Below are 22,807 nucleotides of genomic sequence, written 5' to 3' on the forward strand. Positions count from 1 at the left end.
AAACGCGCTGAAAAGGACAGCGATTTGTTGTTGCCGTTTAGATTATTGAGTCGGCGGCACTGATCCGATTTTCTGGGAAAGCAACCGCTCATACGCGCCAAAATTCATGTCAACTTCAGTCTGTTCCACTGTGTTGACGGTGAGAGTGATCTGCTCTGGAAGCAAGCCAACCACTGTAGCGATGCCCACTTCAAGTTGCACGGCGCAACGCCGGTCTTCGGGCATGGTTGTTCCAACGAAGATGTCGCAGGCTTTGTCGGGATCTCTGTACACGATCTCTACAAGTCGTGCCCTCACACTCATATTGTTCTCAATCGCCAAGCGCGCAATGTCCGCCCCAATACGCATCTTCGAGCACGACCCCGCAGCTAGGGGAGCCGAGTTTATGTTCAATAACATATAAATCATTGAACAAATGAAAAAATGAACATAAGATTACTTTTAGTAGAGAACTGTCGCCCGCGAGTGTGTCCAAGCCTGTCCATAGAGTTCGTTCCCGATCACGTGGGAGATGAGGCTCCATGCCTGAATCTATGAGATCAAATGTTGGCAATGACGCGTCATGCCGGGACGACGCAACGCCGCCGTCAGTCGCACACTCGTTGGGCGTATCCAAGGCGGGTGCCGTAGCCCACCAATTTTTGATCAGGACCAGTCATGTCACTCACGTTGAATGTCGAACAGATGGATACGTTCCGCAAGGACGGCGTTGTTTGCCTGCGTAACGTCTTCAGCCCTGATTGGGTTGGACTGGTCGAGCGAGGTATCGTACGCAATCTGGCGGAGCCCGGCCCTTTCGCCAATTACGCGGACGGTGACAAAAAACAGTTTTTTCAGGACGCCAACAACTGGCAAAGAATCCCCGAATTCGAGGAGTTCGCACGTCACTCGCCAGCGCGACTGCTTGCCGCCCAACTGCTGCGTTCCAGCAAGATCAACTTTCTTCACGACCACACGCTGGTCAAGAGAGGGGGTACTAGCAAAGCGACTCAATGGCATCAGGATCAACCGTATAGCCCTGTCGATGGCTGGCAATTCTGCACTATCTGGATGCCGGTCGATCCGGTGCCTCGCGACGCGGTACTCGAATTCGTAGCAGGGTCACATAGCGACAATCGTTGGTATAGACCGCAGCGCTTTATCGACGGAAGCCTGCGTGAAGGTGATGACCCGTCCTGGGAGTTGTTGCCGGATATCGAAGCGGACCGAGCAGCGCATAACATTGTGGCTTGGGCGGTAATGCCCGGTGACGCATTGGTATTTCATGGTTTGACGCTGCACGGCGCACCGGGGAACCCATATGACACCGCGCGGCGAGTGTTGACCACGCGTTGGACCGGCGATGACGCACGCATGAATATACGCAAAGGGAAATTATCCCCTCCGCTGCCTGAGGTTGGTGCGCCGGCGCATGGCGCTGTGCTGGATTGCGACGCATTCCCGGTTGTATGGGGCGGTGTTAAAGCGTGATGCGATACGCTCGATGCACGCTCCTCGGTCTGCCTGGTTAAAGCCAGGTCGGTGGATTTAACCATGTTTAAAATGCACCGGTTTCCAGTAGTGGAACGGGCTCCGAGATCAAGTCACGAATATCGAACCGTGCCACTGATCAAGCCCTTCCTAAGCAGCGCACTCGAACTCTCCCAAACCGCCTTTCTCACAAGCTAGCGTCTTTTGCCCGGTCAATTCTTTGCGCCGGTAGATCTTTGGTCGTTTTTCCCGCCGCTTCTCAAGAAGGAAAATCGAGAATTGTTGTTTATGTTCAATAACATAATAGATATTGTACATTTTTTTTGTCATGCATATTCTCACGTCATGGATGCGTGATGTCAGTCACTTTCACCTAGCGTCCGGAAATCTGAATCGACATCAACACATCGCTACGGCAGTCGAAGTTGCAATCTATATAGGATTACTGATGAAGTGAACATGTGGGTCATGGGCGATTTATCGACTACTTTGTGGTCCGTGCGGAAGCCTGTTTCAAGCATGTAATCGCTATATATCCTCGCCTTGTGTCAGATATCAAGGCGCAATTCGCGTCGGCCGTTTTTATTGCTCATATAAAACCTATGGATATCGCCATGCGTCGGTCTACAAGCAGTTCTCTTCGTCACGTGTTTAACGTTCTGACAGCTTTGCTTTCTACATTGTTAGTGGCTTTTTCCCCCGCACTGTTTGCTCAAACCATCAAAGTTCCCGCGGATATTCAGGCCACGCACATCCTTCGGTTTTGTTCCGATCTTTCAAACCCGCCCGCTGATGGAATTGCCGACGATGGCTTTACTCCGTCGGGCGCAGAGGTGGACGTCATGAACGGAATCGGACGCGAACTTGGCGTAAAGACAGAGATAAGCAATTTCCAGTTCTCAGGAATTTTCGGAGCGCTTGATACCGGCAAGTGCGACATGGTCATGGCGAGCTTGGGCAAGACAGCGGACAGGGCGAAGCGCTACGAATTGATCGACTATTGGAGCGTGGCTTCAGGCCTGCTGGTTCCAAAGGGTAATCCAAAGCATCTGACGCGCTACGAAGATCTGACCGGTCAACGCGTTGCCGTATTGCTTGGTAGCCGTAACTCGAAAGTACTTCATGCAATGAACGAAAAGCTGATCGGTGCTGGAAAACCGCCGATGGAAATTGTCGAATTGGGTACCAACGTCGACGCTTTCCAGGATCTGACGCTAGGCCGTGTGGATGCTTTCTCCAGCGACACGTTGAACATCAACTTCTACAAGTCGCGGGGCCGCGGAAAATTCGAAATAGGTGGTGTGCCAGTGCCGCCCGTCACGTGGGCAATCGCACTCCAGAAGGGCAACGAAGAGCTGAGGCAGGCTGTTCAGGCTGCAATAGATCGCATGAACGCGAACGGTCAGATGCTCAAGATCGCGAAAACGTGGGGCATTGCCGATGGGGTGGGACTCTGCAGTACAGCCCACCCATGTGAATAACGGTGCTGTTTGAACGTTCGGGACCGGGTGTTGGCAACGAAGCGGCATGCCCAATCACGTGCATCTCGTATTTGATTTGCCATTTTTACCGCAGATGTGGTGAAGATGGACAAAGCGCATGGCCATGGAAAACGGCTGTGCTGGTTGAGTAATTTAATGCTTTTTTTAAAGAGGTTTTAAAATGGGACGTTTGATCGATATTGCCTGGCCTCAACTGAACGTAAAGGTCGTTGCCGAACTGAATGACGAGCGCAATCCTGAGTTGTGTGAAGAGTTTTGGTCACAATTGCCATTCAAGGTCACGCAGGCTCATCCAGTTGTATCCGGCGCGTCGATGTACGCGTGGACTCCGGTCGTCAGCAGCGCGCCAGTGCATCATCGTCAACTCATTACCGAGTGTCCGATTGGCCGCTTGCGCTATTCGCAGTCAACGGGCAACAAGATGTCTGTACAGTACGGGAAGGGCACGGAACCGCTTGCCCAGCCAGTGCTGGGTCAGGTGCTTCCAGAATTCTGCCATCTGCTTCCGGCAGTCGGCAAGGCTGTATGGAACAACCTTTTCTTTGAAAAAGACGTGATCTTCCTCGAAGTCACCCCTCACGAAGGCCAGGGCCACCCGGGTCGTCCGGCTGTGCCGGAAAACCTCCCGGCCGTCGCGAAGAAACTTCTCGACGAAGCTGATCGTATCCAATTGGTGGAACCGGATGAAATCCGGGCGCTGCGCCTGGGCGAAGTGGTTGACGCCGGGACCTATGGTCAGTATTTCAGCGCATGGGATTTCGCTAACGGAATGCTGCGTGACTACGTCATGTACACCATTTACCCAATTTTGACGCTGGCAGGAAAGCTGGAACCAAAGCAACTCAGTCAAGTGCTGAATGAGCTTGACGTCCCTTACTCGGACTATCTGTCGGTGGTCGGCTTCAAGAAGCTCGAAGCCTTCGCTGCAGAGGTGCGGGGAGCCGTTGCGAACGCGGAATCGAAGGAGGAGATTCAGCAGATCCTGCGTGCGTTCCTGAAATACGGCAATCGGCTGTGTGCATGGTCGTATCAGATGTTCCCTTGGTATCTCGGCATGTTCTATAACCGTAGTAAAGATGGGCAGGAACGCCCGGGCCGCTGGATTCCTGAATAGTTCACATTGGGCAAACGATCGTGTCTTACCGGTTGTGCAGGTTGCGGCGTCGTGTCAATCGACGCCGCAGACACGCCAGCCTCGAATGATTGTGCAGCGTATTGCATCCACTGGCGGATCTGGTGGATGCAGTGCGTGTCAAGCGCGTCAAGGTGAAGGGAAGTTCTAATCTCCCGACGATCCCGCAGCTTGAACTAATGCGTCTGCAATCAACTCAACCTGATCTTCGTCAATGCCCGTACCGACTCGAATATGCGGCCGATGCGTTACTTGAAACCGTGATCCTGGCTGTACCGCAATGCCACGAGCAGCGAGGGTTACGAGCGCGTATTGTTGATCACGTACCGATAACCAGACAGACAACACGCCCTTTCCAGGCGTCGGCAGGCCGCGCTCAGTAAGCGCGTCGGTTAAGCGCGCGAGTCTTGCCGCGTAGGTCTCCCGAGCGCAGGCTATTTGATGCAGTGACTCGGGATCGGTAAGAAGTATCGCGGCGGCGCACTGCAAAAGTCGACTGGTCCAGCCTTCGCGAAAATTTCGAAGCGCTTGAACCTGTTCTGCAAATTTCTCTGAACTCGATACCACAGCTAACCGAAAGTCAGTTCCTAGCGCCTTTGAAAACGTGCGGATATAAACAGTACGCTGCGGATGAACTGTGCCAAGCGACAGGGAGGGCGCGCCCGCTAGCCCCGCCAAGCCGTCGAGCTCCACAATCATCGCTCCACTTTCAGCAAACAATTTGCCTAACTGACTTAACCGTTCCGGGCTGACGCGTGTACCGGTGAGTGAATGCGATCCAGGCTGATAGACGAAGGCGACCGGCTGCTGCTCCAGGGCGGCCGCCAGCGAATCAGGTAGGGGACCTTCCGAATCGCAGTCCACGCCGATCGTGCGCGCACCTAGCTTCTCCAGGATGTCGAACAAGCGCAAGGTCGTTGGGTCTTCAATGGCTACAACCGATCCGGGCATGACCATTATCTGAAGTGCGGTGTGAAGCGCATCGTATCCGCCGTTCGTTGCCGTAAAGACGCATGTCTTGTATGGCCAGTCTGGCGCCACCGCGTTCTTCAATTCGCTCGTTATCGACTCGCGAAAGTAGCTGTGCAGATTCTGCACCAAGTGGGCTTGGCTGAGCGCGCGATTCAGGTCAGGCAGTAGCGTGGGATCGGGCGACGCAAATCGGAGGTCAGCTACTACGTTCTCCCCATAATTCGCGAAATCCTCGTAGCGCACCGGCCGAAGTGTTGTCTGATCTCCGCGCACCCACGTCCCCGTGCGGCCGCTCCCGCCCACCATCCGGAATGAGCGCAACTGCTTCCAGGCTCCGGAAATAGTGGCGGGACTCACGCCGAACGCATCGGCAAGATCACGAACGGGCGGTAACTGAGTGCCGATTGGAATCTTGCCATTGCAAATCAGGTCGGCAACCTCCACCGCGATCCCCCGCATCGTGCGTGACTTGATCTTTTCGACAAGATAGTCGACATCCATTTTCGCCTCAATGTTCAATAACGAAAAAGCAATTGTACATTTTTTTTGATAAACATATGCTTTGTTCAATGTAGTTGCAAAGCGAGTGCTGCTGCTTCGCGCAATGGTTGCATAGGCGGTTGATAAGAAGGGACGCCAGGCGGGACCCGTCAAGCTGTCGGCGAGAGCATGCATGCGCCAAGCGGGCGCTAGTTGGCTTAATACCGTGTTGGCCTGAATGCGGATGTAGCCAGTCCGGCTGATGTAAGGATGCCCCCGGCATGGGACTCGAAAAGTCTCAGGCAAGTCGGGATTACACGATCCAACGAAAGGGAAACGCCATGATTGTTCGCTTCAACGAGATCTTTGCCAGCGTGTGCTTCGCCGTTTTGTCCAGCATCGCCGTAACTGCTCATGCTGAAGCGGCGGGAACCGCTTATGAAATCAAGCTTCCGACTACCTTCGCAAAAACTGTCGTACCGCCGGCAAAAGTCGCAAAGGCGGGGAAGATCGTCATGTGCACTGAACTGGGCGATCCTCCGGCCGGCTTTTTGGCCGAGGACGGTTCAACGCCGAAGGGGTTCAATGTAGATATCATGTCTGCAATCGGTCCGGTGATGGGCGTGAAGACAGAGGTGATCAACTATCCCTTTGCCGACATTTTCGCTGCCCTGGATTCAGGGAAGTGCGACGCGGTCATGTCGAGCAGCTCGAAAAGTCCTGCTCGTGTCGCTCGCTATAACTTCGTTACCTACATGACCATGCGCTTGGGTTTGATGGTTCCCAAGGGCAATCCCCTTAATCTCAAAACCTTTGACGATTTGGCCGGACACCGCGGGGCCGTCCTCGTGTCGAGCACGACCGAGCGACTTTTGAAAGCAGCAAGCGCCAAAGCGGTATCCGAAGGAAAAAGCCCGATCGAAATCCAGTCATATCCGCAGAACACGACGGTGTTCCATCAGTTGCAACTTGGACGCGTCGACGCTTTCGTTGGCGATGCAATGACTATTGGCTACTGGGAACACCTGAGTAATGGCCGTTTCCAGGTTGGCGGATTGCCCGTTGAGCCGCTGACAATTGGCATTGTCATGCGCAAAGATGATCCGCAAATAGAAGACGCCGTGCGGAAAGCCTATATCTCCCTTTTTGACAGCGGCTACGTTCAGCAGTCGAGCAAGAAATGGGGCATGGACGGTTTCATAACGCTGTGCCGCGACGAAAAACCCTGTTCCTGATTCGCAATATCTGCGGGGCCGCCGTGTAAGCTCAACTTGGTCCGTGCGTTGTTCGATACAGAAGTATCGTTAATATCAGGTTGGGTTGCGACGTTAATAGAACCACTCTAGAGCGAAGAGACCTCCGAAATGCACTTCGACGCAGGCTATTTTTTCGGCTTCGTTTTTCATCCTCCGCTCGCGCTCTTACGAGGGTTGATGACAACCGTTTTGACAACGTTCGTGTCCATGGCGTTCGGCGTGCTGGCAGGACTATTTCTTTCAATCTGCGGTGTGTCACCGTGGCGTGCGATCCGGTGGGTCAACACCGTATATATTTTTATTTTTCGCGGTACGCCTTTGTTGGTGCAGGTAATCATTATTTATTTTGGCCTTCCATACTTGATCAATGTCGATCTGTTCCCTCAAAGCGTTCAGCTCTTCGGCTTCATTTCAGTTGGGGGTGCGGTCGTGGCCGGAGTCACGGCGTTTGCTTTACACGAAGCTGCTTATTTCAGCGAGATCGCCAGAGCCGCGATTGCCTCCGTTGAAAGCGGTCAATGGGAAGCGGGCAGAGCGCTTGGGATGACGCCGGGACTGGTCATGAGACGAATAATCTTGCCGCAGGCGGTTCGGATCATGTTGCCTCCGCTTGGAAATCAGCTCAACGGAATGTTGAAGGCGACCTCTCTGTTGTATCTGATCGCAGTTCCCGAAATGCTCTTCATTGCCGATGCCGTCCAATCCGTTAATTACAAGACTCTCGAGGTCTACTTGGGCGTCTCTGTTTATTACCTCGCGCTGACGACCGCCTGGGGATATATACAGGAAGCGCTGGAAAAGCATTACTCAAAGGGCTTCGGGTTGATATGACATGCGAGATCTTGGTAAGAGCGGAAAAACAGCGCCGGGAGAGCATCCTTGAACTTTGATCTGCACTACTTTCTTGAGCTGGTGTTTTCGCCGCCGCCACAATTGCTCTACGCAGTCTGGATTACGATTTCGGTAACCCTCACGTCAATGACCGTAGGTGTATTGATCGGACTGGTACTGGCGTTGTTCGGGAACAGCCGTCTTGGAGCATTGAAAGGACTTAATCGTTTCTACGTTTGGTTTTTTCGTGGAACGCCCGTTCTGGTTCAGATGTTCCTCATTTATTTCGGGTTGCCATCGTTGTTTGGCGTCGATCTCTTCCCTTCGACAATCCACACGCTGCAGTTTTCGATCAGCGGCAGCATAGTTGCCGGGATTCTAGCGTTCAGTTTGCACGAAGCGGCATATATGAGCGAAATCACAAGGGCCGGGATCAGATCAATCGACCAAGGCCAAAAGGAAGCGGCGCAGGCGCTTGGCATGTCAGGCGCTTTGGCCATGCGTAGAATAATCCTTCCCCAGGCATTTCGAACCATTCTTCCGTCGCTGGGTAACCAATGCAATTTGATGTTCAAGACCACGGCGTTCTTGAGCGTCATCGCTGTTCCTGAACTCGTGCATGTTGCCGACAGCCTGCGGTCCGGAAACTTCAAGACCTTCGAGGCATATGGCGCAATTTCGGTTTATTACCTGTTGCTAAGCGGAGCGTGGATGGTGTTCCAGCGGTTGGTTGAAAATCGGCTTTCCTTAAGTCGGTGCACGAGCGTCAAGAAGCTGGACACAAAAACTGCCGCACTTTCAGGAATGGAGATCTGACATGGCCGAAGGACTGGCAACACCCGCCGTTGAACTCCGCGACGTGAGCAAATCATTCGGAAACCTGACGGTATTCGAGCACGTCTCTTTGAAAGTAGAAAGCCGGGAGACGGTCGTTGTTATCGGCCCATCTGGATCAGGCAAGACCACACTCATCCGCTGCATCAACCTTCTTGAAGAAATCCAGACCGGAGATATCTTCGTCAACGGCGCTCTTGTCAGCGGCAAAACGGTGGATGGTAAAAAAATAAGCCTGAGTGAAAAAGAGAAAACGGCAACACGTCGAAGTGTGGGCATGGTCTTTCAACGCTTCAATCTTTTTCCGCATCTCACCGCGCTTCAAAACGTCATTGAAGCTCCTGTGCATGTTCTGAAGTTGACGAAGCAGGAAGCCACCCGGGAAGCCATTGCTCTTCTTGAGCGTGTTGGTCTGGCGGACAAGCGAGATCAGTATCCTGCTCAGCTATCCGGTGGGCAGCAGCAACGAGTCGCCATTGCGCGTGTCCTCGCAATGAAGCCCAATATTGTTCTGTTTGACGAGCCCACAAGCGCACTTGACCCTGAGATGGTCGGCGAGGTCTTGTCGGTCATGAAAGAACTGGCGAGGAGCGGAATGACCATGATCGTCGTGACGCACGAAATGGGGTTCGCCCGAGAAGTTGCCGATCGCGTGATTGTTATGGATAAAGGGGTGATCATTGAAGACGGTTCGCCTGACCAGATCTTCTCTCAATCAAATAACGCGCGCACGGTGTCATTTTTGAAGCGTGTCGCATAACACCTTTAACGAAGCCAGATGGCAGCAGCCGGTCATGCGTGATAAACCAGGGCAGCCGTAATGGAGGTAACGCAAAGAATGCCAGATATGTCTGCCACACGTCAGATAGCTGAGTTTGTCTCAAATCAGCGTACGTTACCTTTGACCGTTGTGGAGCGGGCGAAGCTGCACATAGCCGACACGTTGGCGTGCATCCTGGCTGGGTCGTCAACGCATGCTGCCTCTATATTCATGGAGATTTCGGCGCCATCCAACCACAAGGCTCGGGTAATCGTTCCAGGGCTGGGGCATTGGGATGATCCGTCGCTAGCAGCAATGCTTACTGGCATATGCGCTCACGCGGACGATTTTGATGACACCAGCGAACAATCGATGAACGGTCATCCGAGCGCGCCGATTCTAAGTGCGCTCTTGCCGACCGCATGCATGACGAACGCAAGCGGCCTGGATGTGATTCGCGCATACGCTGTAGGCGTTGAGGTTGCGTGCAAGCTAGGCAGTGCTCTCGGCGCAGCACATACGCGGCGAGGCTGGCATACGATGTCAACCCTCGGCGCACTGGGCGCTACGGCAGCCGCCGCCGCTTTGCGTGGCCTGGACGAGAGTCAGACGGAGCGAGCGTTTGCAATCGGATGTTCTTTTGCCGGGGGGGTGCTTGGCAACACGGGCACCATGACCAAGACTCTTCATTGTGGTCGCGCCGCGCAGGCGGGGTACCTCGCGGCGGCGCTCGCCGAGCGAGGATTCACGGCAGGCACTCACATCCTGGAAGCTCCACATGGATTTTTGGACGCGCTTACTGACCGGTCAAAACATCGGATAGAGTTGCCAGCGCTTGGCGAAGAATGGGAACTACTCACCCCTGGGCTAGCAGTGAAACTCTATCCCTGTTGCAGTTGCACTCACCTTTCGATCGACGCTGCAATCGAAATCTCTAAACGCCATTCGCTCGATATTCAGAAGATCGCTCATGTCTCATGTTTCGTGCGAAACGAATGCACAGACTATTTGCGATTTCCCAATCCAAAGACAGGCATTGAGGCCAAGTTTAGTATGAACTTCACGGTTGCTGTCGCCTTGGCACGCGGCAAGATAACGCTGGACGATTTCGATACGGCCGCGCTCAGCCAAGAAGATATTGCCCTTCTCATGCCAAAGGTCCACATGAAAACCTGGGCCGGCGAGGAAGAAAGCGGTTTGGTAGAGGTGGTCTTGACGGACGGAACTCGTTTTACGGCGACGCGCGACGCTCCTCGGGGCTCTCCCGGAGATCCAGCAAGTTGGGCCGATATCCTTGCGAAACTCCAGGATGCAGAGGCGCGTGCCAGGAACCGTATGCAAACGCCTCTTGCGATGTTCTTCGCGTCGCTACAAAGCATGGAAACTCAAAGTCAATTCAGCGATCTGCTTTAGCCAAGGTCACCGGATTCCGGGAGCAATCCCGGGGGCACGAGTGTCCGTGACCGACCATCACGCCCTGGAAGTTACGCGGTCGGACGTTGCTGCCGCTTGCGCAAGGGCATCGGCAATCGTCTCGATCTGGCCGACTTCGATGCTTGTCGCAACGCGGATGTGCGCCCGCGGCGTGACTTGAAAACGCGAACCCGGCTGAACGGCAATCCCTCGCGCGGCTAATGTCACTAAGGCATATTGTTGGTCGGCGACAGGCAGCCATATGCACAATGCGTCTTCTCCGCTTACTTTGATGCCGCGTTCAGCGAGCGCTTCGACCAATGCATCGCGCCTCTGCGCATAAATTTTTCGGGCGTGAGCAACCTGACGTAGCGATTCAGGATCGGTGAGAAGCGTTGCGGCGGCGCGTTGCAGGAATCGGCTCGTCCAACCTTCGCGAAAGTTTCTGTTCGCCTGGATCTGATCGGCAAGTTTCTCGGAACTCGATAGCACGGCGAGCCGGAAGTCGGTTCCAAGCGATTTTGAAAAAGTGCGGATGTGCACTGTGCGCTCGGGATAGGCGGTACCGAGGCTCAACGGACGGGCGTTTGCCAGGCCAGCCATCCCATCCATCTCGATCAGCGCCGTTGTAGTACTAGAGAGAAGCTTGCGCATTTGATTCAGGCGCGTGGGACTGACGCGCATCCCGGTCAAAGAGTGCGATCCGGGTTGATACACGAATGCCGCCGGACGGTGTTCCAGGGCGCTGGCCAACGATTCGGGAATCGGGCCCTGTGAGTCGCATTCCACGCCGATAGTGCGAGCACCAAGTTTTTCGAGAATGTCGAAGACGCGTAGCGTTGTTGGGTCTTCAATGGCGACGGTTGCGCCGGGGGCGACAACCATTTGCAGCGCGGTATAGAGCCCGTCGTAGCCGCCATTCACCGCTGTAAATGCACATTTTTTGTATGGCCAGTCCTTTGTCACGACGTCCTTGAGTTCCTGCGCGATCGTTTCGCGGACGTAGCTGTGAAGGTTCTTGGCTAGATGAGCCTGCTTTAACGCCTTCTGTGGATCAGGAAGCAGAGCTGGATCGGGAGTAACAAACCGCAAATCCGCAAGAACATTCTCACCGTAGTTCGCGAAGTCCTCGTACCGTGAAGGACGCATTGCAGTCTGGTCGCCACGGACCCATGTTCCCGTTCGGCCGCCGCCGCTGACCATGCGAAAGGCGCGAAGCTGTTTCCACGCCCCCGATATTGTCGCTGGGCTTACCCCAAACGCCTCGGCCAATTCGCGGACCGGCGGCAATTGCGTTCCAATGGGAATCGCTCCACTGCGTATGAGGTCAGCTACCGTCAATGCAATTCCTCGCATTGTTCTGGCGCCAACTTGTTTAACGAAACTCTCAACGTCCATCTTGTCCCCGAATGTTCAATAACAAAATTTGAATTGTACATTCATTTGGTGCCTGCACAAATCGCGCCGTCCGCAAGCATGTTGCACGGGTTGCGATGTGCACCGATGGTGATCATATTCTTGATTCGTGCATCTGATTGGTGACAACGTGGCGAGCTTGTGGAGCATTCAAAAAAGCATCTTGCCAATTTTTGTTCAATAACATAAAAGCGATTGTACATTTATATTTTCAAACATATCCTCGTTTCATCCTGTTCAGCGGGCCTTCAGCGCGAAATGCGTGATCAAGGTGCTAACGGACGGCCATTGTGTGAAGCTGAAATCAAACGCATTCGATCAGGATAACTACGTACAAGGGGAGTTCGACAATGAAAAAGCGGGTAGCGGCGATGGTTGCAGTTGGCGGATTGACGTCAGCAGTGGGTGTTGCTCACGCGCAAAGCAGCGTGACAATGTATGGCTTGATCGATGACGGCATTACGTATGTCTCAAACGAGAGCGGCAGCAAGAACTTCAAGATGGATAGCGGAATCGCTCACGGCAACCGTTGGGGCTTCAGGGGGCAGGAGGACCTTGGTAACGGACTCTCAGCCATTTTTGATGTGGAAGGCGGATTCAACATCAATACCGGAAAAGCAAATAACGGCGGGGCCATATTCGGCCGCCAGTCATGGGTCGGTCTCGATAGCGTGAAGTGGGGCAAGTTGACCATCGGCGACCAGTACGACAGTATTTCGGATTACCTCTGCGACTATAACGTCAGCTTTTATGCGAGCGGATATGGTATCCATCAGGGGGATATTGACCGCATGAGTTGTACGCGTTTGCCGAACGCCGTCAAATACACTTCTCCTCGGATCGGCGGCTTCAAGGCCGGCGTGATGTATTCGTTCAGCAATGTTGCAGGCAGCTTCCATACTGGCAGCGCGTGGGAGGCGGGCGGCAACTATATCAATGGTCCGCTTCACGTCGGGGTGGCATACGCCTCCCTACCTGGATATTCCATCGACCCGTATAACCGCTTGGGAACGCCGGTCTTTTTTGGGCAGACCGTAGCCACGGTGACGAACAACGTTGAAAAGGACCTCAACACCGCGTTCGTGCTGGATAAATACAACATCATGGGAATCGGTGGAAGCTACGCGTTCGGGAAGCTGACCGTGATGGCCAACTTCACCAGTACCGAATTGGTCTACCGGAATATGACCTCTTATATGCACGTCTACGAAGGCGGCGCGACATACAACTTCACTCCGTCGCTGGAGCTGCTGGGAGGATATCAGCATGACACTTTCGAAGGTCATACGTGGAACCAGGTATCGGCGGGCTTTCAGTATTTCGCCTCGAAGCGCACTACGCTGTACATCTCCGGCGACTTTGTGAAAGCCTCGGCTGGAGTCAATCCGGAGTTGGGCTGGTTCACCACACCGTCGCTATCAAGCACTCAAGCGGACTTGCGAGTTGGCATAACTCACAAGTTTTAAATAGGGTGCGGGCGAGACGGCGGCAGGTTTTCCGTCCTCAGCCGGCGAAGAGCCCGTCACCGGCGCTATCGACGAATGCAGGCGTCTGCACTGCTGTCAGCTTGCTCGTTTCCCGGACAATCAGAAACTCGGGACTGGAGCGGAACGCGGCCGGGAAGGTCGATTGGTCATAAAACAATGGCCATCGCCGCCCCGGAAAATACTCGTCGTGGACTTTTAAGCCGTCTTCCTGACTTGCACGTTCTACATTGCATGTTGCGCCGTGAGGCGTAGCCCCGATAAAGCCCGGTCCGAACCGAACTGGCCAAGCAACCCGAAAGCGAGGGTAGATTATGTTTAATAACAAAAAAACAATTGTACATTTTTTATATTGAACATATCCTCGTTTCATTGCTGAACAAGAAAGATGTCGAGCGGCAGATGGTGCTAGTGACAACGTGCTTGGGGTGAGTGGGAAGTGACACGTTCTTCAGCTTTAGCCACGGCAGACGCTCTGACCAAGAATTTTTCGATAAAACGTGGCGGCCTTTTGTTAAAGGCTCGGAGAATAGATGCTTAAGATCGGAGTTGACATTGGCGGGACTTTCACCGACTTCGCAGCATGGCGTGAAGGCGAGCAAAAGGTTGAGACCTTGAAGGTACCCTCGACCCCGCCAAACTTTGCCGAAGGGTTCAAGAGCGGCTGCGAGGAGATGCTCAAGCGCATGGAGCCTCGAGTCGGAGAGCAGATCGTGGTCATGCATGGTACGACAGTAGCAACCAATACCGTGATCGAACGCAGCGGCCCTCCGATCGCATTGTTCACCACCGAAGGGTTTCGCGACATTCTCGAGTTGCAGCGGTTGAAATTGCGGCGTGCAATCGATCTCCTCGGTGATCGGGTATTGCCTCTCGTACCGCGCGAACTGGTGTTCGAGATTCCCGAACGCATGGCAGCTAGCGGACGCCCACGCAAGGAAATAAACCTTGAGGCCGTAGCGCGTGCCGCAATGCAGGCAAAAGAGGCAGGAGTCGAAGGAATCGCAGTAGCGTTCCTACATAGCTTTCGCAATCCGGCGCATGAGCTCGCTGCCCGTGACACGATCGTGGCGGAGACTGGCCTGCAAAACGTTTCTGTTTCGAGCGAGATCTGGCCAAAGATCGGCGAGTATGAGCGCGCGATCGTCGCTGTGCTCAATACGTACGTGAAACCGCGAATGAACTCGTACATTGCGGAGATAGAGCGTTGGCTTGATGAGACGCTGCCCGGCGCGAAGCTTTTTATCATGCAATCGAATGGGGGTGCTTTAGCTGCATCGGAGGCGCGCGCACTCCCCGTGCACACATTACTTTCGGGGCCGGCATCCGGTGTGTCAGCGGCGCAGTACCTGGGCGTATCTCTTGATGAACGCTGCATGCTTACCATGGACATGGGGGGCACAAGCACGGACATCTCATTGATCCAGGACGGCGAGCCGTCCATTACTGGCGACGCCGAGGTAGGCGAATTTCCGTTGATGATGCCGGTTACCGGTATTGAGGCCATTGGCGCGGGCGGGGGCTCGGTCTGCTGGATTGACGGGGGCGTGTTGAGGGTTGGGCCGCGCAGCGCGGGCGCGCGCCCCGGTCCTGCCTGCTTCGGTCACGGGGGCGCACAGCCAACCGTAACAGACGCGTATCTGCTTTGCGGCTTCATTCACACCGACCATTTCCTTGGCGGTCGAATGACGCTCGATCTCGCTGCGGCGCAAGCCGCGATGCAACCAATAGCAGATGCGCTCGGTACAGACGTAATCGCGGCGGCTGAGGCCTGCCTGACGGTCGCAACATCCAACATGGTCGCAAGTGTTCTTCCTTATCTCGCGCGCTATGGGCTGGACCCCGCGGATGTCACGCTTGTTGTTTATGGAGGCGCTGGCTCGCTCCATGGTCCTTTGTTAGCGAGCGAGCTGGGTATAGGGCGAGTGCTGGTTCCGGTCATGCCATCGGTCTTCTGTGCTTTTGGCGGGTTGGTAGCCGGATTGACGCACGACAATGTCCGGAGCATGCAGGGCGTTGAGGTCAATGCAGAAACAACAAAGAATGAATTCGCGATTTTGGCAAGCCACGCGCGGCAATGGCTGGAAGGGCAAAGCATTGGGGGCGGGCTTTGTGAAACGCTGTTCGAGTATCGGGCGGAGGCGCGATACAGGGGGCAGTCGTTCCAGCTAATGGTAAGCGTTCCGGTGGAAGCGGCTCTTTCGGGCGATCTCGCAGCAATTGAAAGCGAATTTCATCGTCAGCACGAACGACTCTACGCGCACGCCGATCCTTCCGCCGCCGTCGAGTTCACGGAGTTTCGAGTCCGTATTCGCGGGATGTTGCCAACGCCCGTTCCTGGCGCCGTATTGCCTCGTCAAGGAAATATGAACGACGCGCTTCTAGGGCAAAGAACAATTCAAATTGCTTCCCTTGTAGAGCCCAATTGCAATGTGTATGCCCGCGGGAGTCTGCGCGCCGGAGACTCAGTAAATGGCACTGCAATCATTGAGCAGAACGACACGACGATTCTAGTGCCGCCGGGCTTCAACGCGACGGTTGATTCGCACGGCAATATCCTGTTGACGAAGGAGGTTTGAGATGCACGCGGTCCGGACTGCAGTGATGAACAACCGATTCACCGCGATTGTAGAAGAGGCGTCAGCGGTGATGTATCGCACGGCTCATACAACTTTCGTCAAGCTGGTCCAAGACTATCAATGTGCGATCGCGACCCCGGACGGCGAGGTGTTCGCCTATCCAAGCCAAGCTGGGGTGAACTCGTTTATTGGTGTACCTCTCAAACGTACGATCGCGCTTTTACACGAACTAGGGATTGAAGAGGGCGATTGCTTTCTCACAAACGACCCGTTCTCAACAGACGGTCTTGTGACGCACATGATGGACGTGACCATGGTTCGTCCTATATTCGTGGATGGCCGATTGTTCGCGTTTGCATGGGGATTTGTTCATGCCTCGGATATTGGCGGGGCCGTCCCGGGCAGCATTTCGCCAGCTTTCACGGAAGTGTTCCAGGAAGGCATTCGCATCCGGCCGGTCAAGCTTTATAAAAAAGGTCAAATCAACGAAGACGTTCGTCGGCTCTTTCTTGATAACAGCCGGACGCCCGACGACTTGTGGGGCGACATGAAGGCCATGATATCCGCGCTTCAAAGCATGGACCGGCGTTTGCGCCAGTTGTCGGTGTCATATGGGCGAGACGTGGTCGCGCAGGGGATGCTCGACGTGTTGGCCTTCTCGGAGGCAAAGGCGCGCTCGGTCATTGCGAAGATTCCTGACGGCACCTACGATTTTGGTGACTACCTGGAAGGCATTGAGCCAGGCCAATACACCTATATCCGGTGCGCCATGTGTGTGGAAGGGGACAGTGTGTCGTTCGACTTTGCCGGTACCGACCCACAAATTCCGGCTGCATATAACTTCGTTAGTGGCGCAGGGACGCACCCCTACACAATTCAAGCGTTTCTTTATTACCTTCTGACAGTAGAGCCGGACGCTCCGCGCAACGCGGGACTGTTACGCCCCATATCTTTGCATGCTCCGCGAGGCACAGTCATTAACGCAGAATTCCCAGCCGCCGGCGGCTCAAGAGTGGCTGCCAGTACGCGGGTTTATGACGTTCTACTCGGATGTCTGCAAAAGGCGGTCAAGGGAGGGTTGAGCGCTTCCGGTCCTGGAATGTCGGGTGTCATCGTGCTCAGCGCGCGAGACCCGCGCAGTGGTAAGCGCCAGGTCAGCGTGATCAACCCGCTTTGCGGCGGCGGTGGCGGCCGCGCCGGCAGCGACGGTACCGATGCAATCGATTCGCGCTCCGGATACCTCAAGAGCGTCCCGACAGAAGTCATTGAAGTGGAAACAGTACTTGTTGTTCACGCAAACCGGCTCGTCGAAGACAGTTATTCGGCCGGCCGCTGGCGCGGGGGCGCGGCGCTATTGATGGAAATCGAAAACACGGATGCAGAGGCGACGATGACGATACGCGGCATGAACCGCTTTTCGTTCCGACCCTGGAGCGTCGACGGGGGGTATCCCGGGCGCCTGGCCGAAGTGACGTTGAATCCGGGCAAGGAAAACGCGGAAGTCCTGGCACGCGTTACGGTTCTCAAGCTCAAACGTGGCGATGTGCTTCGGCTAGTGACGCCCGCAGGCGGGGGATTTGGAGATCCGCTCGACCGCGATCTTGCTGCGATTGCACGTGACCTGAAGCGGGGCATGTTATCCGTCGACGCTGCATCGCAGGACTATGGCGTTGTATTTGCGAATGACGGATCGATCGACACGGAGGCCACCGAACGCAAACGAGCATCAAGACGCTCGACGCAGGCCCCGGCACCATTTGACATGGGACCTGAGCGCAGAGCGTACGACGCAATCTGGCCGGACACGGTACGGACGCGCTTCGCAAGACTGGTGTTGCTACAGCCCAAAGCGCATCGTCAGCTTCTTGTTGATGCCGTGCGCACGCGCCTCACAGCGGCGGATGAGGCCGTAACTGATGAAACCCTCCAACGGGCGATCGATGAAGAAGCGGCTGTACTGGCCGGCGATGATGTTCTGTACTGACGTCGGCCCGTTGATGCGAACAACTCAGGCGATCAAAGGAAAGGGGTGACCATGTTGGATCACATAGGCGTTGTCTTCGACCCGGGCTTTTTTCTAAAGTTTGTGTTCTCGCCGAGTCCCGCACTATTGAAAGGACTTGTCGCGACCGTTATGGCCGCAGCTATTTCACAGTGCCTGGGGACAGTTATCGGGTTGGTCTTAGGCATTGCCAGCATGTCACCCAGTAGGATCGCCCGAGGGTTTAATCAAGTCTACATATGGTTTTTCCGTGGCACTCCTGTACTTGTTCAGCTGGTCTTGATTTACTTTGGGCTGCCTTATCTCGTCGGCTTTGATCTTTTTCCAAGCGTCATGCATTTTGGACCGCTCGCCTTTAGTGGTGCTTTGACCGCGGGCATTATCGCCTTTGGGATGCACGAGGGCGCGTATATGAGCGAAATAACGCGAGCGAGCATTACGTCCATCCCGCGAGGGCAGTGGGAAGCGGCGCAAGCTTATGGAATGAGCCCTGGCTTGACAATGCGCCGAATCATCCTGCCGCAGACGCTGCCTTTGCTTATTCCCGCTTTGGGAAACCAGTTCAACAACATGCTGAAAACGACGTCGCTGCTCAGCGTCATTGGCGTGGCCGAAATGTTCCGCGTCGCCGAGCAAATGCAGGCTGCGACATTCATGACCTTCGAAGTCTACCTTGGCGTGTCGGTGTATTACCTGGCGTTGACGGGTTTGTGGACGGTTGCTCAGCACTTCATTGAAAAGCGGATGTCCCGGCATCTTCGGCAGGGTAGCCGCGGGACCATCAAGGCCGTCAAGGCAACGCTACCGGACACGGCTCACTAGGTTGCTTTCAAGGTAGTACGACAGTTTTGCTACGGGTCCGCGTTTAGCCACCGCCCTTGTCGTCGGATAAGCAACGCAGTCTGTATTTACAAGTATTTCGCACTACCAATTTTTGGGTAATGCGACTGAGTATCCGATTTACCAATGGAGAAAAACGAATGTCCAAGCATCAAAGGAACTTGAGCGAATTTATCGCAGAAGTAAAGTTTTTAACTGCTCGCATGATGACCGTCGAACCTAAAGAAATTGCCGATCTTCGTCTTGGCGAAATGGATATTCCGGCGGGCAGCTATGGTCAGTATTTCGGGACATGGGATATCGCGCACGGCATGCTCCGCGATTACTCAATGTACACAATGTATCCGCTGGTCGTGCTCGCTGAAGACCCGGACCTCAGCACGAAATCCTTGTCCAAGGTCGTGGATGCCCTCGACCAGTCTTACAGCAACTATCTTCGTTATAGCGGTTTTCCGAAGATGGGCGCACTGGCCCTGGAACTACGCGCCCACTTGAAGGATGAACCCTCGAAAGCCGACGTCGTCGCCGCACTGCGTGCGTTCACGGACTACACGAACAGGCTCCAGGCGTGGTCGTTTCACTACTTTCCCTGGGGACTCGGGCAACACTTCAAGTACCCGGAAGAGCGTCTACTTTCGGCCCCCGCACCTGTCTCGGACATGGGTGCAACGCGTGCGTACATCAGGACGGGGCAGCGGATCCGTATCAGTTGGAAGCCGCTGAACATCTCGGTCAACGCTACCCTTGCTTCAAACGAAAATCCGGAGCTTTGTGCGGACCTTGTAGGCGCACTTCCTTTCACGTCTATTCAGGACCACGCCGTTGTCACTGGCGAGTCGATGTACTCCTGGTCGCCGTTTGTGAGTACAGCGCCAATTCGCCTGCGAGAACGCATTTGCGACGCGCCAATCGGACGTATTCGATTCTCGCAATCGACTGGTCAAAAATTCATTGTGCAGTATGGCCCAACGACCGAGGATCTTTCACAGCCAGTGCTTGGTGAGATCGACGAAGCAGACGCGGCCAAGTTGGAAGAAGTAGGCAAGGCGGTCTGGAAGTCGACCTTCGAGACGAAAGAACTTATCTGGATGACGGTCGAGCTTGCTGAGTGACATTCAGATCAGGGGAGGGATGCCTTCCCTGTCGACCAATATGCGCCGCTATCGTGAGTGACATTCGGCTTCATCGGGTCGTTTGGCTCTTGCTACGGGCGGCAGCTCAACCTTGTGAAGGCGAGTGATTCCAGGGCCGGCAATACTCGATTCGGCAGGTAAGCATCGCCGTGGGAACTCATCATGAATGACGCAGCAGTCGCCGCGCTGTCGGCCAGGAATATCCACAAATGGTTTGGCGACAATCATGTCCTCAAGGGCGTCTCGCTCGACGCGAAGCAAGGTGAAGTGATTTCGATTCTGGGCGCCAGCGGCTCCGGAAAAAGCACTTTTCTTCGCTGTTTGAATTTGCTGGAGACGCCGGACGAGGGATCTGTTGCAGTGTCCGGCGAACATCTGGATGTTACCCGGCACAGGAGCGGCACCCTGCGGCGCAGCGACCGGCAACAAGTCCACCGGATCAGAACCAATCTGGCAATGGTCTTTCAGAGCTTCAATCTGTGGTCTCACATGACCGTGTTGCAAAACATTATCGAAGGCCCCACGCGCGTTAAGAAGCGGCCTAAAGACGAAGCCATTCACGAAGCCAAAGTGCTCCTGGCCAAAGTGGGTTTAAGCAACAAGAGTGGACATTATCCGAGCCAGCTTTCCGGGGGACAGCAACAGCGAGTGGCTATTGCGAGGGCTCTTGCGATGCGCCCCGAAGTCATGTTGTTCGATGAGCCGACTTCGGCGCTGGATCCGGAACTGGTTGGAGAAGTACTTCGAGTCATGCGTACGCTAGCTGAAGAAGGAAGAACGATGCTGGTCGTCACCCACGAACTTGGCTTTGCGCGTGAAGTATCCAACCGCGTGATTTTTCTTAGCCAGGGCCTGGTCGATGTTAGCGGAACGCCCGAAGAGGTCTTTAGCTGCGATCGTTCCCGGCAATTAAGACAATTTATGGCGGGGCGTGGCCCCGCCGCAAAGTAAAGCGTGCGATTCGCACCATGTTTTCCCTTGGATCATCTACGCGATCCATCGCATCAAACAACGAACAGGACTTCATCATGATTCTCACGCCCGGTAAAGTGACGCTTGCTCAGTTGCGCCAAATTGCACGTTCCAATGTGTTGCTGGAGTTGGATCCGTCCAGCTTCGCTGCAATCGATGCAAGCGCTAAAACCGTGGAAGATATCGTCGCGAAAGGCAAGCCCGCATACGGAATAAACACCGGCTTCGGTTTGCTGGCAAGCACTCATATTCCGCGCGACAGTCTTGAGCTGTTGCAGAAGAACCTTGTTTTGTCGCACTCCGTTGGCGTGGGTGAGCCGATGCCGGCTCCCATTGTCCGCTTGATGATCGCGCTCAAATTATCCAGCCTCGGGCGTGGCAACTCCGGTATTCGGCGAGAGGTCATGCAGGCGCTGATCACGCTGTTTAATGCGGACGTGCTGCCTCTAGTACCGGTCAAAGGTTCAGTAGGAGCATCGGGCGATCTCTCTCCTCTGGCCCATATGTCCGCGACCTTGCTTGGCGTAGGCGACGTTTTCGCCCAAGGCGAGCGCATCAGTGCGCGCGAAGGGCTTCAGCGCTGTGGATTGTCGCCAATATCTCTCCAGGCAAAAGAAGGCTTGGCACTGCTGAACGGTACGCAAGCGTCGACGGCGTTAGCGTTATTTAACCTGTTCGCTATTGAGGACCTGTTTCGCACTGCATTGGTTGCAGGCGCGATGTCAGTCGATGCAGCCATGGGATCCATCAAGCCCTTTGATTCGCGCATCCACTTACTGCGCGGTCACCAGGGACAAATAGATGCCGCTGCCGCGTACCTCAGCTTGTTGGACAATTCAGATATCAACGTGTCACACCTTGACTGCAACAAAGTACAGGACCCATATTGCCTGCGTTGCCAACCCCAAGTGATGGGGGCGTGTCTTGACCAGATCCGCCATGCGACCCGTGTTCTGCTGATTGAAGCGAACGCAGTTTCTGACAATCCGCTGATCTTTCCGGAAACGGGTGAAGTAATCTCGGGCGGAAATTTTCATGCGGAACCGGTTGCCTTTGCGGCTGACAATCTGGCAATAGCTGCAGCGGAAATAGGTGCACTTTCCGAGCGCCGGATTGCTTTGTTGGTCGACGCGACCATGTCAGGCCTTCCGGCATTTCTTGTCAAGGATGGGGGGCTCAACTCGGGCTTCATGATCGCTCACGTAACCGCTGCTGCACTCGCATCAGAAAACAAGACCCTTGCTCATCCAGCTTCTGTCGACTCGCTGCCCACTTCGGCGAACCAGGAAGATCATGTGTCCATGGCGACTTTTGCTGCGCGCAAGCTTGGTGACATTGCGGAAAACGTGACGAACATTCTTGGCATTGAACTGCTCGCGGCTGCCCAGGGCATTGAAATGCGCTCTCCTCGTGTCACGAGCGAATGCTTGCAACAGGTTGTGCGGGTCATTCGTCAGGACGTCCCGTACTACGACGCAGATCGGTATTTTGCACCGGACATTGCTGCAATCGCCGACCAGGTCCGCCTTGGGGCAGTCGCCAGATTTTCCCCCTTGTCTTTCCCCTCGGAAGGCGACTTGATCTGAGCAGAAGCGACGTCATGAGCAATGCCCGGATTCTTGCCCCGGGCTTGGATCCCGCGCGCACCGTTGGATTCCCCTGCAGCGAAGAATGTTTGCAGAACATGCATGGCCGATGCTGCCTTTAGAACCAGGTGTTTTTGTACGCACG

18 protein-coding genes are annotated in these 22,807 nt (G+C 54.8%); 15 read left to right on the forward strand and 3 right to left on the reverse strand.

Annotated elements, in window-relative coordinates:
* Window positions 1–42: 42 nt before the first annotated feature.
* Window positions 43–321, reverse strand: coding sequence for a hypothetical protein (locus tag ACRWA7_RS14680; RefSeq protein WP_438391614.1), 279 nt, complete (start codon window positions 319–321; stop codon window positions 43–45).
* Window positions 322–657: 336 nt separating this feature from the next.
* Here ACRWA7_RS14680 and ACRWA7_RS14685 point away from each other — a divergent pair, with 336 nt between their 5' ends.
* The 3 genes from ACRWA7_RS14685 (at window position 658) to ACRWA7_RS14695 (ending at window position 4,086) form a co-directional block, all read left to right on the forward strand.
* Window positions 658–1,470 carry a phytanoyl-CoA dioxygenase family protein gene (locus ACRWA7_RS14685; protein WP_438391615.1) on the forward strand — a complete coding sequence of 271 codons (813 nt, stop codon included), beginning with the start codon at window positions 658–660 and terminating at the stop codon, window positions 1,468–1,470.
* 602 nt (window positions 1,471–2,072) lie between these two features.
* The gene (locus ACRWA7_RS14690) at window positions 2,073–2,951 is read left to right on the forward strand and encodes an ABC transporter substrate-binding protein (protein WP_438391616.1); all 879 of its coding nucleotides are present in this window, start codon (window positions 2,073–2,075) and stop codon (window positions 2,949–2,951) included.
* A gap of 181 nt (window positions 2,952–3,132) precedes the next feature.
* Window positions 3,133–4,086 carry a hypothetical protein gene (locus ACRWA7_RS14695; RefSeq protein WP_060818168.1) on the forward strand — a complete coding sequence of 318 codons (954 nt, stop codon included), beginning with the start codon at window positions 3,133–3,135 and terminating at the stop codon, window positions 4,084–4,086.
* Between the two features lie 165 nt (window positions 4,087–4,251).
* On the opposite strand, the gene ACRWA7_RS14700 is transcribed toward ACRWA7_RS14695, so the two are convergent.
* Window positions 4,252–5,751, reverse strand: a complete 1,500-nt coding sequence (locus tag ACRWA7_RS14700; RefSeq protein ID WP_438391617.1) for a PLP-dependent aminotransferase family protein — start codon at window positions 5,749–5,751, stop codon at window positions 4,252–4,254.
* An 86-nt stretch (window positions 5,752–5,837) separates the two neighbouring features.
* Here ACRWA7_RS14700 and ACRWA7_RS14705 point away from each other — a divergent pair, with 86 nt between their 5' ends.
* The 5 genes from ACRWA7_RS14705 (at window position 5,838) to ACRWA7_RS14725 (ending at window position 10,650) form a co-directional block, all read left to right on the forward strand.
* Complete coding sequence (locus tag ACRWA7_RS14705) at window positions 5,838–6,791, forward strand: ABC transporter substrate-binding protein (protein ID WP_244163984.1); 954 nt, start codon at window positions 5,838–5,840, stop codon at window positions 6,789–6,791.
* A gap of 129 nt (window positions 6,792–6,920) precedes the next feature.
* Window positions 6,921–7,643 carry an amino acid ABC transporter permease gene (locus ACRWA7_RS14710; RefSeq protein WP_438391618.1) on the forward strand — a complete coding sequence of 241 codons (723 nt, stop codon included), beginning with the start codon at window positions 6,921–6,923 and terminating at the stop codon, window positions 7,641–7,643.
* 48 nt (window positions 7,644–7,691) lie between these two features.
* Window positions 7,692–8,459: an amino acid ABC transporter permease gene (locus ACRWA7_RS14715; RefSeq protein WP_438391619.1), complete on the forward strand. Its 768-nt coding sequence runs from the start codon at window positions 7,692–7,694 to the stop codon at window positions 8,457–8,459.
* Window position 8,460: 1 nt separating this feature from the next.
* Window positions 8,461–9,237, forward strand: a complete 777-nt coding sequence (locus tag ACRWA7_RS14720; RefSeq protein WP_438391620.1) for an amino acid ABC transporter ATP-binding protein — start codon at window positions 8,461–8,463, stop codon at window positions 9,235–9,237.
* 87 nt (window positions 9,238–9,324) lie between these two features.
* Window positions 9,325–10,650 (forward strand): MmgE/PrpD family protein, encoded by a 1,326-nt coding sequence (locus tag ACRWA7_RS14725; protein WP_438391621.1) that lies wholly within the window; start codon window positions 9,325–9,327, stop codon window positions 10,648–10,650.
* A gap of 57 nt (window positions 10,651–10,707) precedes the next feature.
* On the opposite strand, the gene ACRWA7_RS14730 is transcribed toward ACRWA7_RS14725, so the two are convergent.
* Complete coding sequence (locus tag ACRWA7_RS14730; protein WP_438391622.1) at window positions 10,708–11,991, reverse strand: PLP-dependent aminotransferase family protein; 1,284 nt, start codon at window positions 11,989–11,991, stop codon at window positions 10,708–10,710.
* A 425-nt stretch (window positions 11,992–12,416) separates the two neighbouring features.
* On the opposite strand from ACRWA7_RS14730, the gene ACRWA7_RS14735 reads away from it, so the two are divergent.
* The 7 genes from ACRWA7_RS14735 to hutH all read left to right on the forward strand — a co-directional run bounded on the left by ACRWA7_RS14735 (window position 12,417) and on the right by hutH (window position 22,662).
* The gene (locus ACRWA7_RS14735; RefSeq protein WP_438391623.1) at window positions 12,417–13,532 is read left to right on the forward strand and encodes a porin; all 1,116 of its coding nucleotides are present in this window, start codon (window positions 12,417–12,419) and stop codon (window positions 13,530–13,532) included.
* 551 nt (window positions 13,533–14,083) lie between these two features.
* On the forward strand, window positions 14,084–16,129 hold the full coding sequence (locus ACRWA7_RS14740; RefSeq protein ID WP_438391624.1) for a hydantoinase/oxoprolinase family protein: 2,046 nt from the start codon (window positions 14,084–14,086) through the stop codon (window positions 16,127–16,129).
* 25 nt (window positions 16,130–16,154) lie between these two features.
* Window positions 16,155–18,113 carry a hydantoinase B/oxoprolinase family protein gene (locus tag ACRWA7_RS14745; RefSeq protein WP_438391625.1) on the forward strand — a complete coding sequence of 653 codons (1,959 nt, stop codon included), beginning with the start codon at window positions 16,155–16,157 and terminating at the stop codon, window positions 18,111–18,113.
* A 51-nt stretch (window positions 18,114–18,164) separates the two neighbouring features.
* Window positions 18,165–18,953 (forward strand): amino acid ABC transporter permease, encoded by a 789-nt coding sequence (locus ACRWA7_RS14750; RefSeq protein WP_438391626.1) that lies wholly within the window; start codon window positions 18,165–18,167, stop codon window positions 18,951–18,953.
* Between the two features lie 158 nt (window positions 18,954–19,111).
* Window positions 19,112–20,083: a hypothetical protein gene (locus tag ACRWA7_RS14755; RefSeq protein WP_438391627.1), complete on the forward strand. Its 972-nt coding sequence runs from the start codon at window positions 19,112–19,114 to the stop codon at window positions 20,081–20,083.
* A gap of 183 nt (window positions 20,084–20,266) precedes the next feature.
* Complete coding sequence (locus tag ACRWA7_RS14760; RefSeq protein WP_060818180.1) at window positions 20,267–21,055, forward strand: ABC transporter ATP-binding protein; 789 nt, start codon at window positions 20,267–20,269, stop codon at window positions 21,053–21,055.
* Window positions 21,056–21,129: 74 nt separating this feature from the next.
* Window positions 21,130–22,662, forward strand: coding sequence for a histidine ammonia-lyase (hutH, locus tag ACRWA7_RS14765; RefSeq protein WP_438392806.1), 1,533 nt, complete (start codon window positions 21,130–21,132; stop codon window positions 22,660–22,662).
* The last annotated feature ends 145 nt before the right edge of the window (window positions 22,663–22,807 follow it).

The sequence above is a fragment of the Caballeronia sp. DA-9 genome (genome assembly GCF_051615025.1).
GTDB classification, from domain to species: Bacteria; Pseudomonadota; Gammaproteobacteria; order Burkholderiales; family Burkholderiaceae; genus Caballeronia; species Caballeronia sordidicola.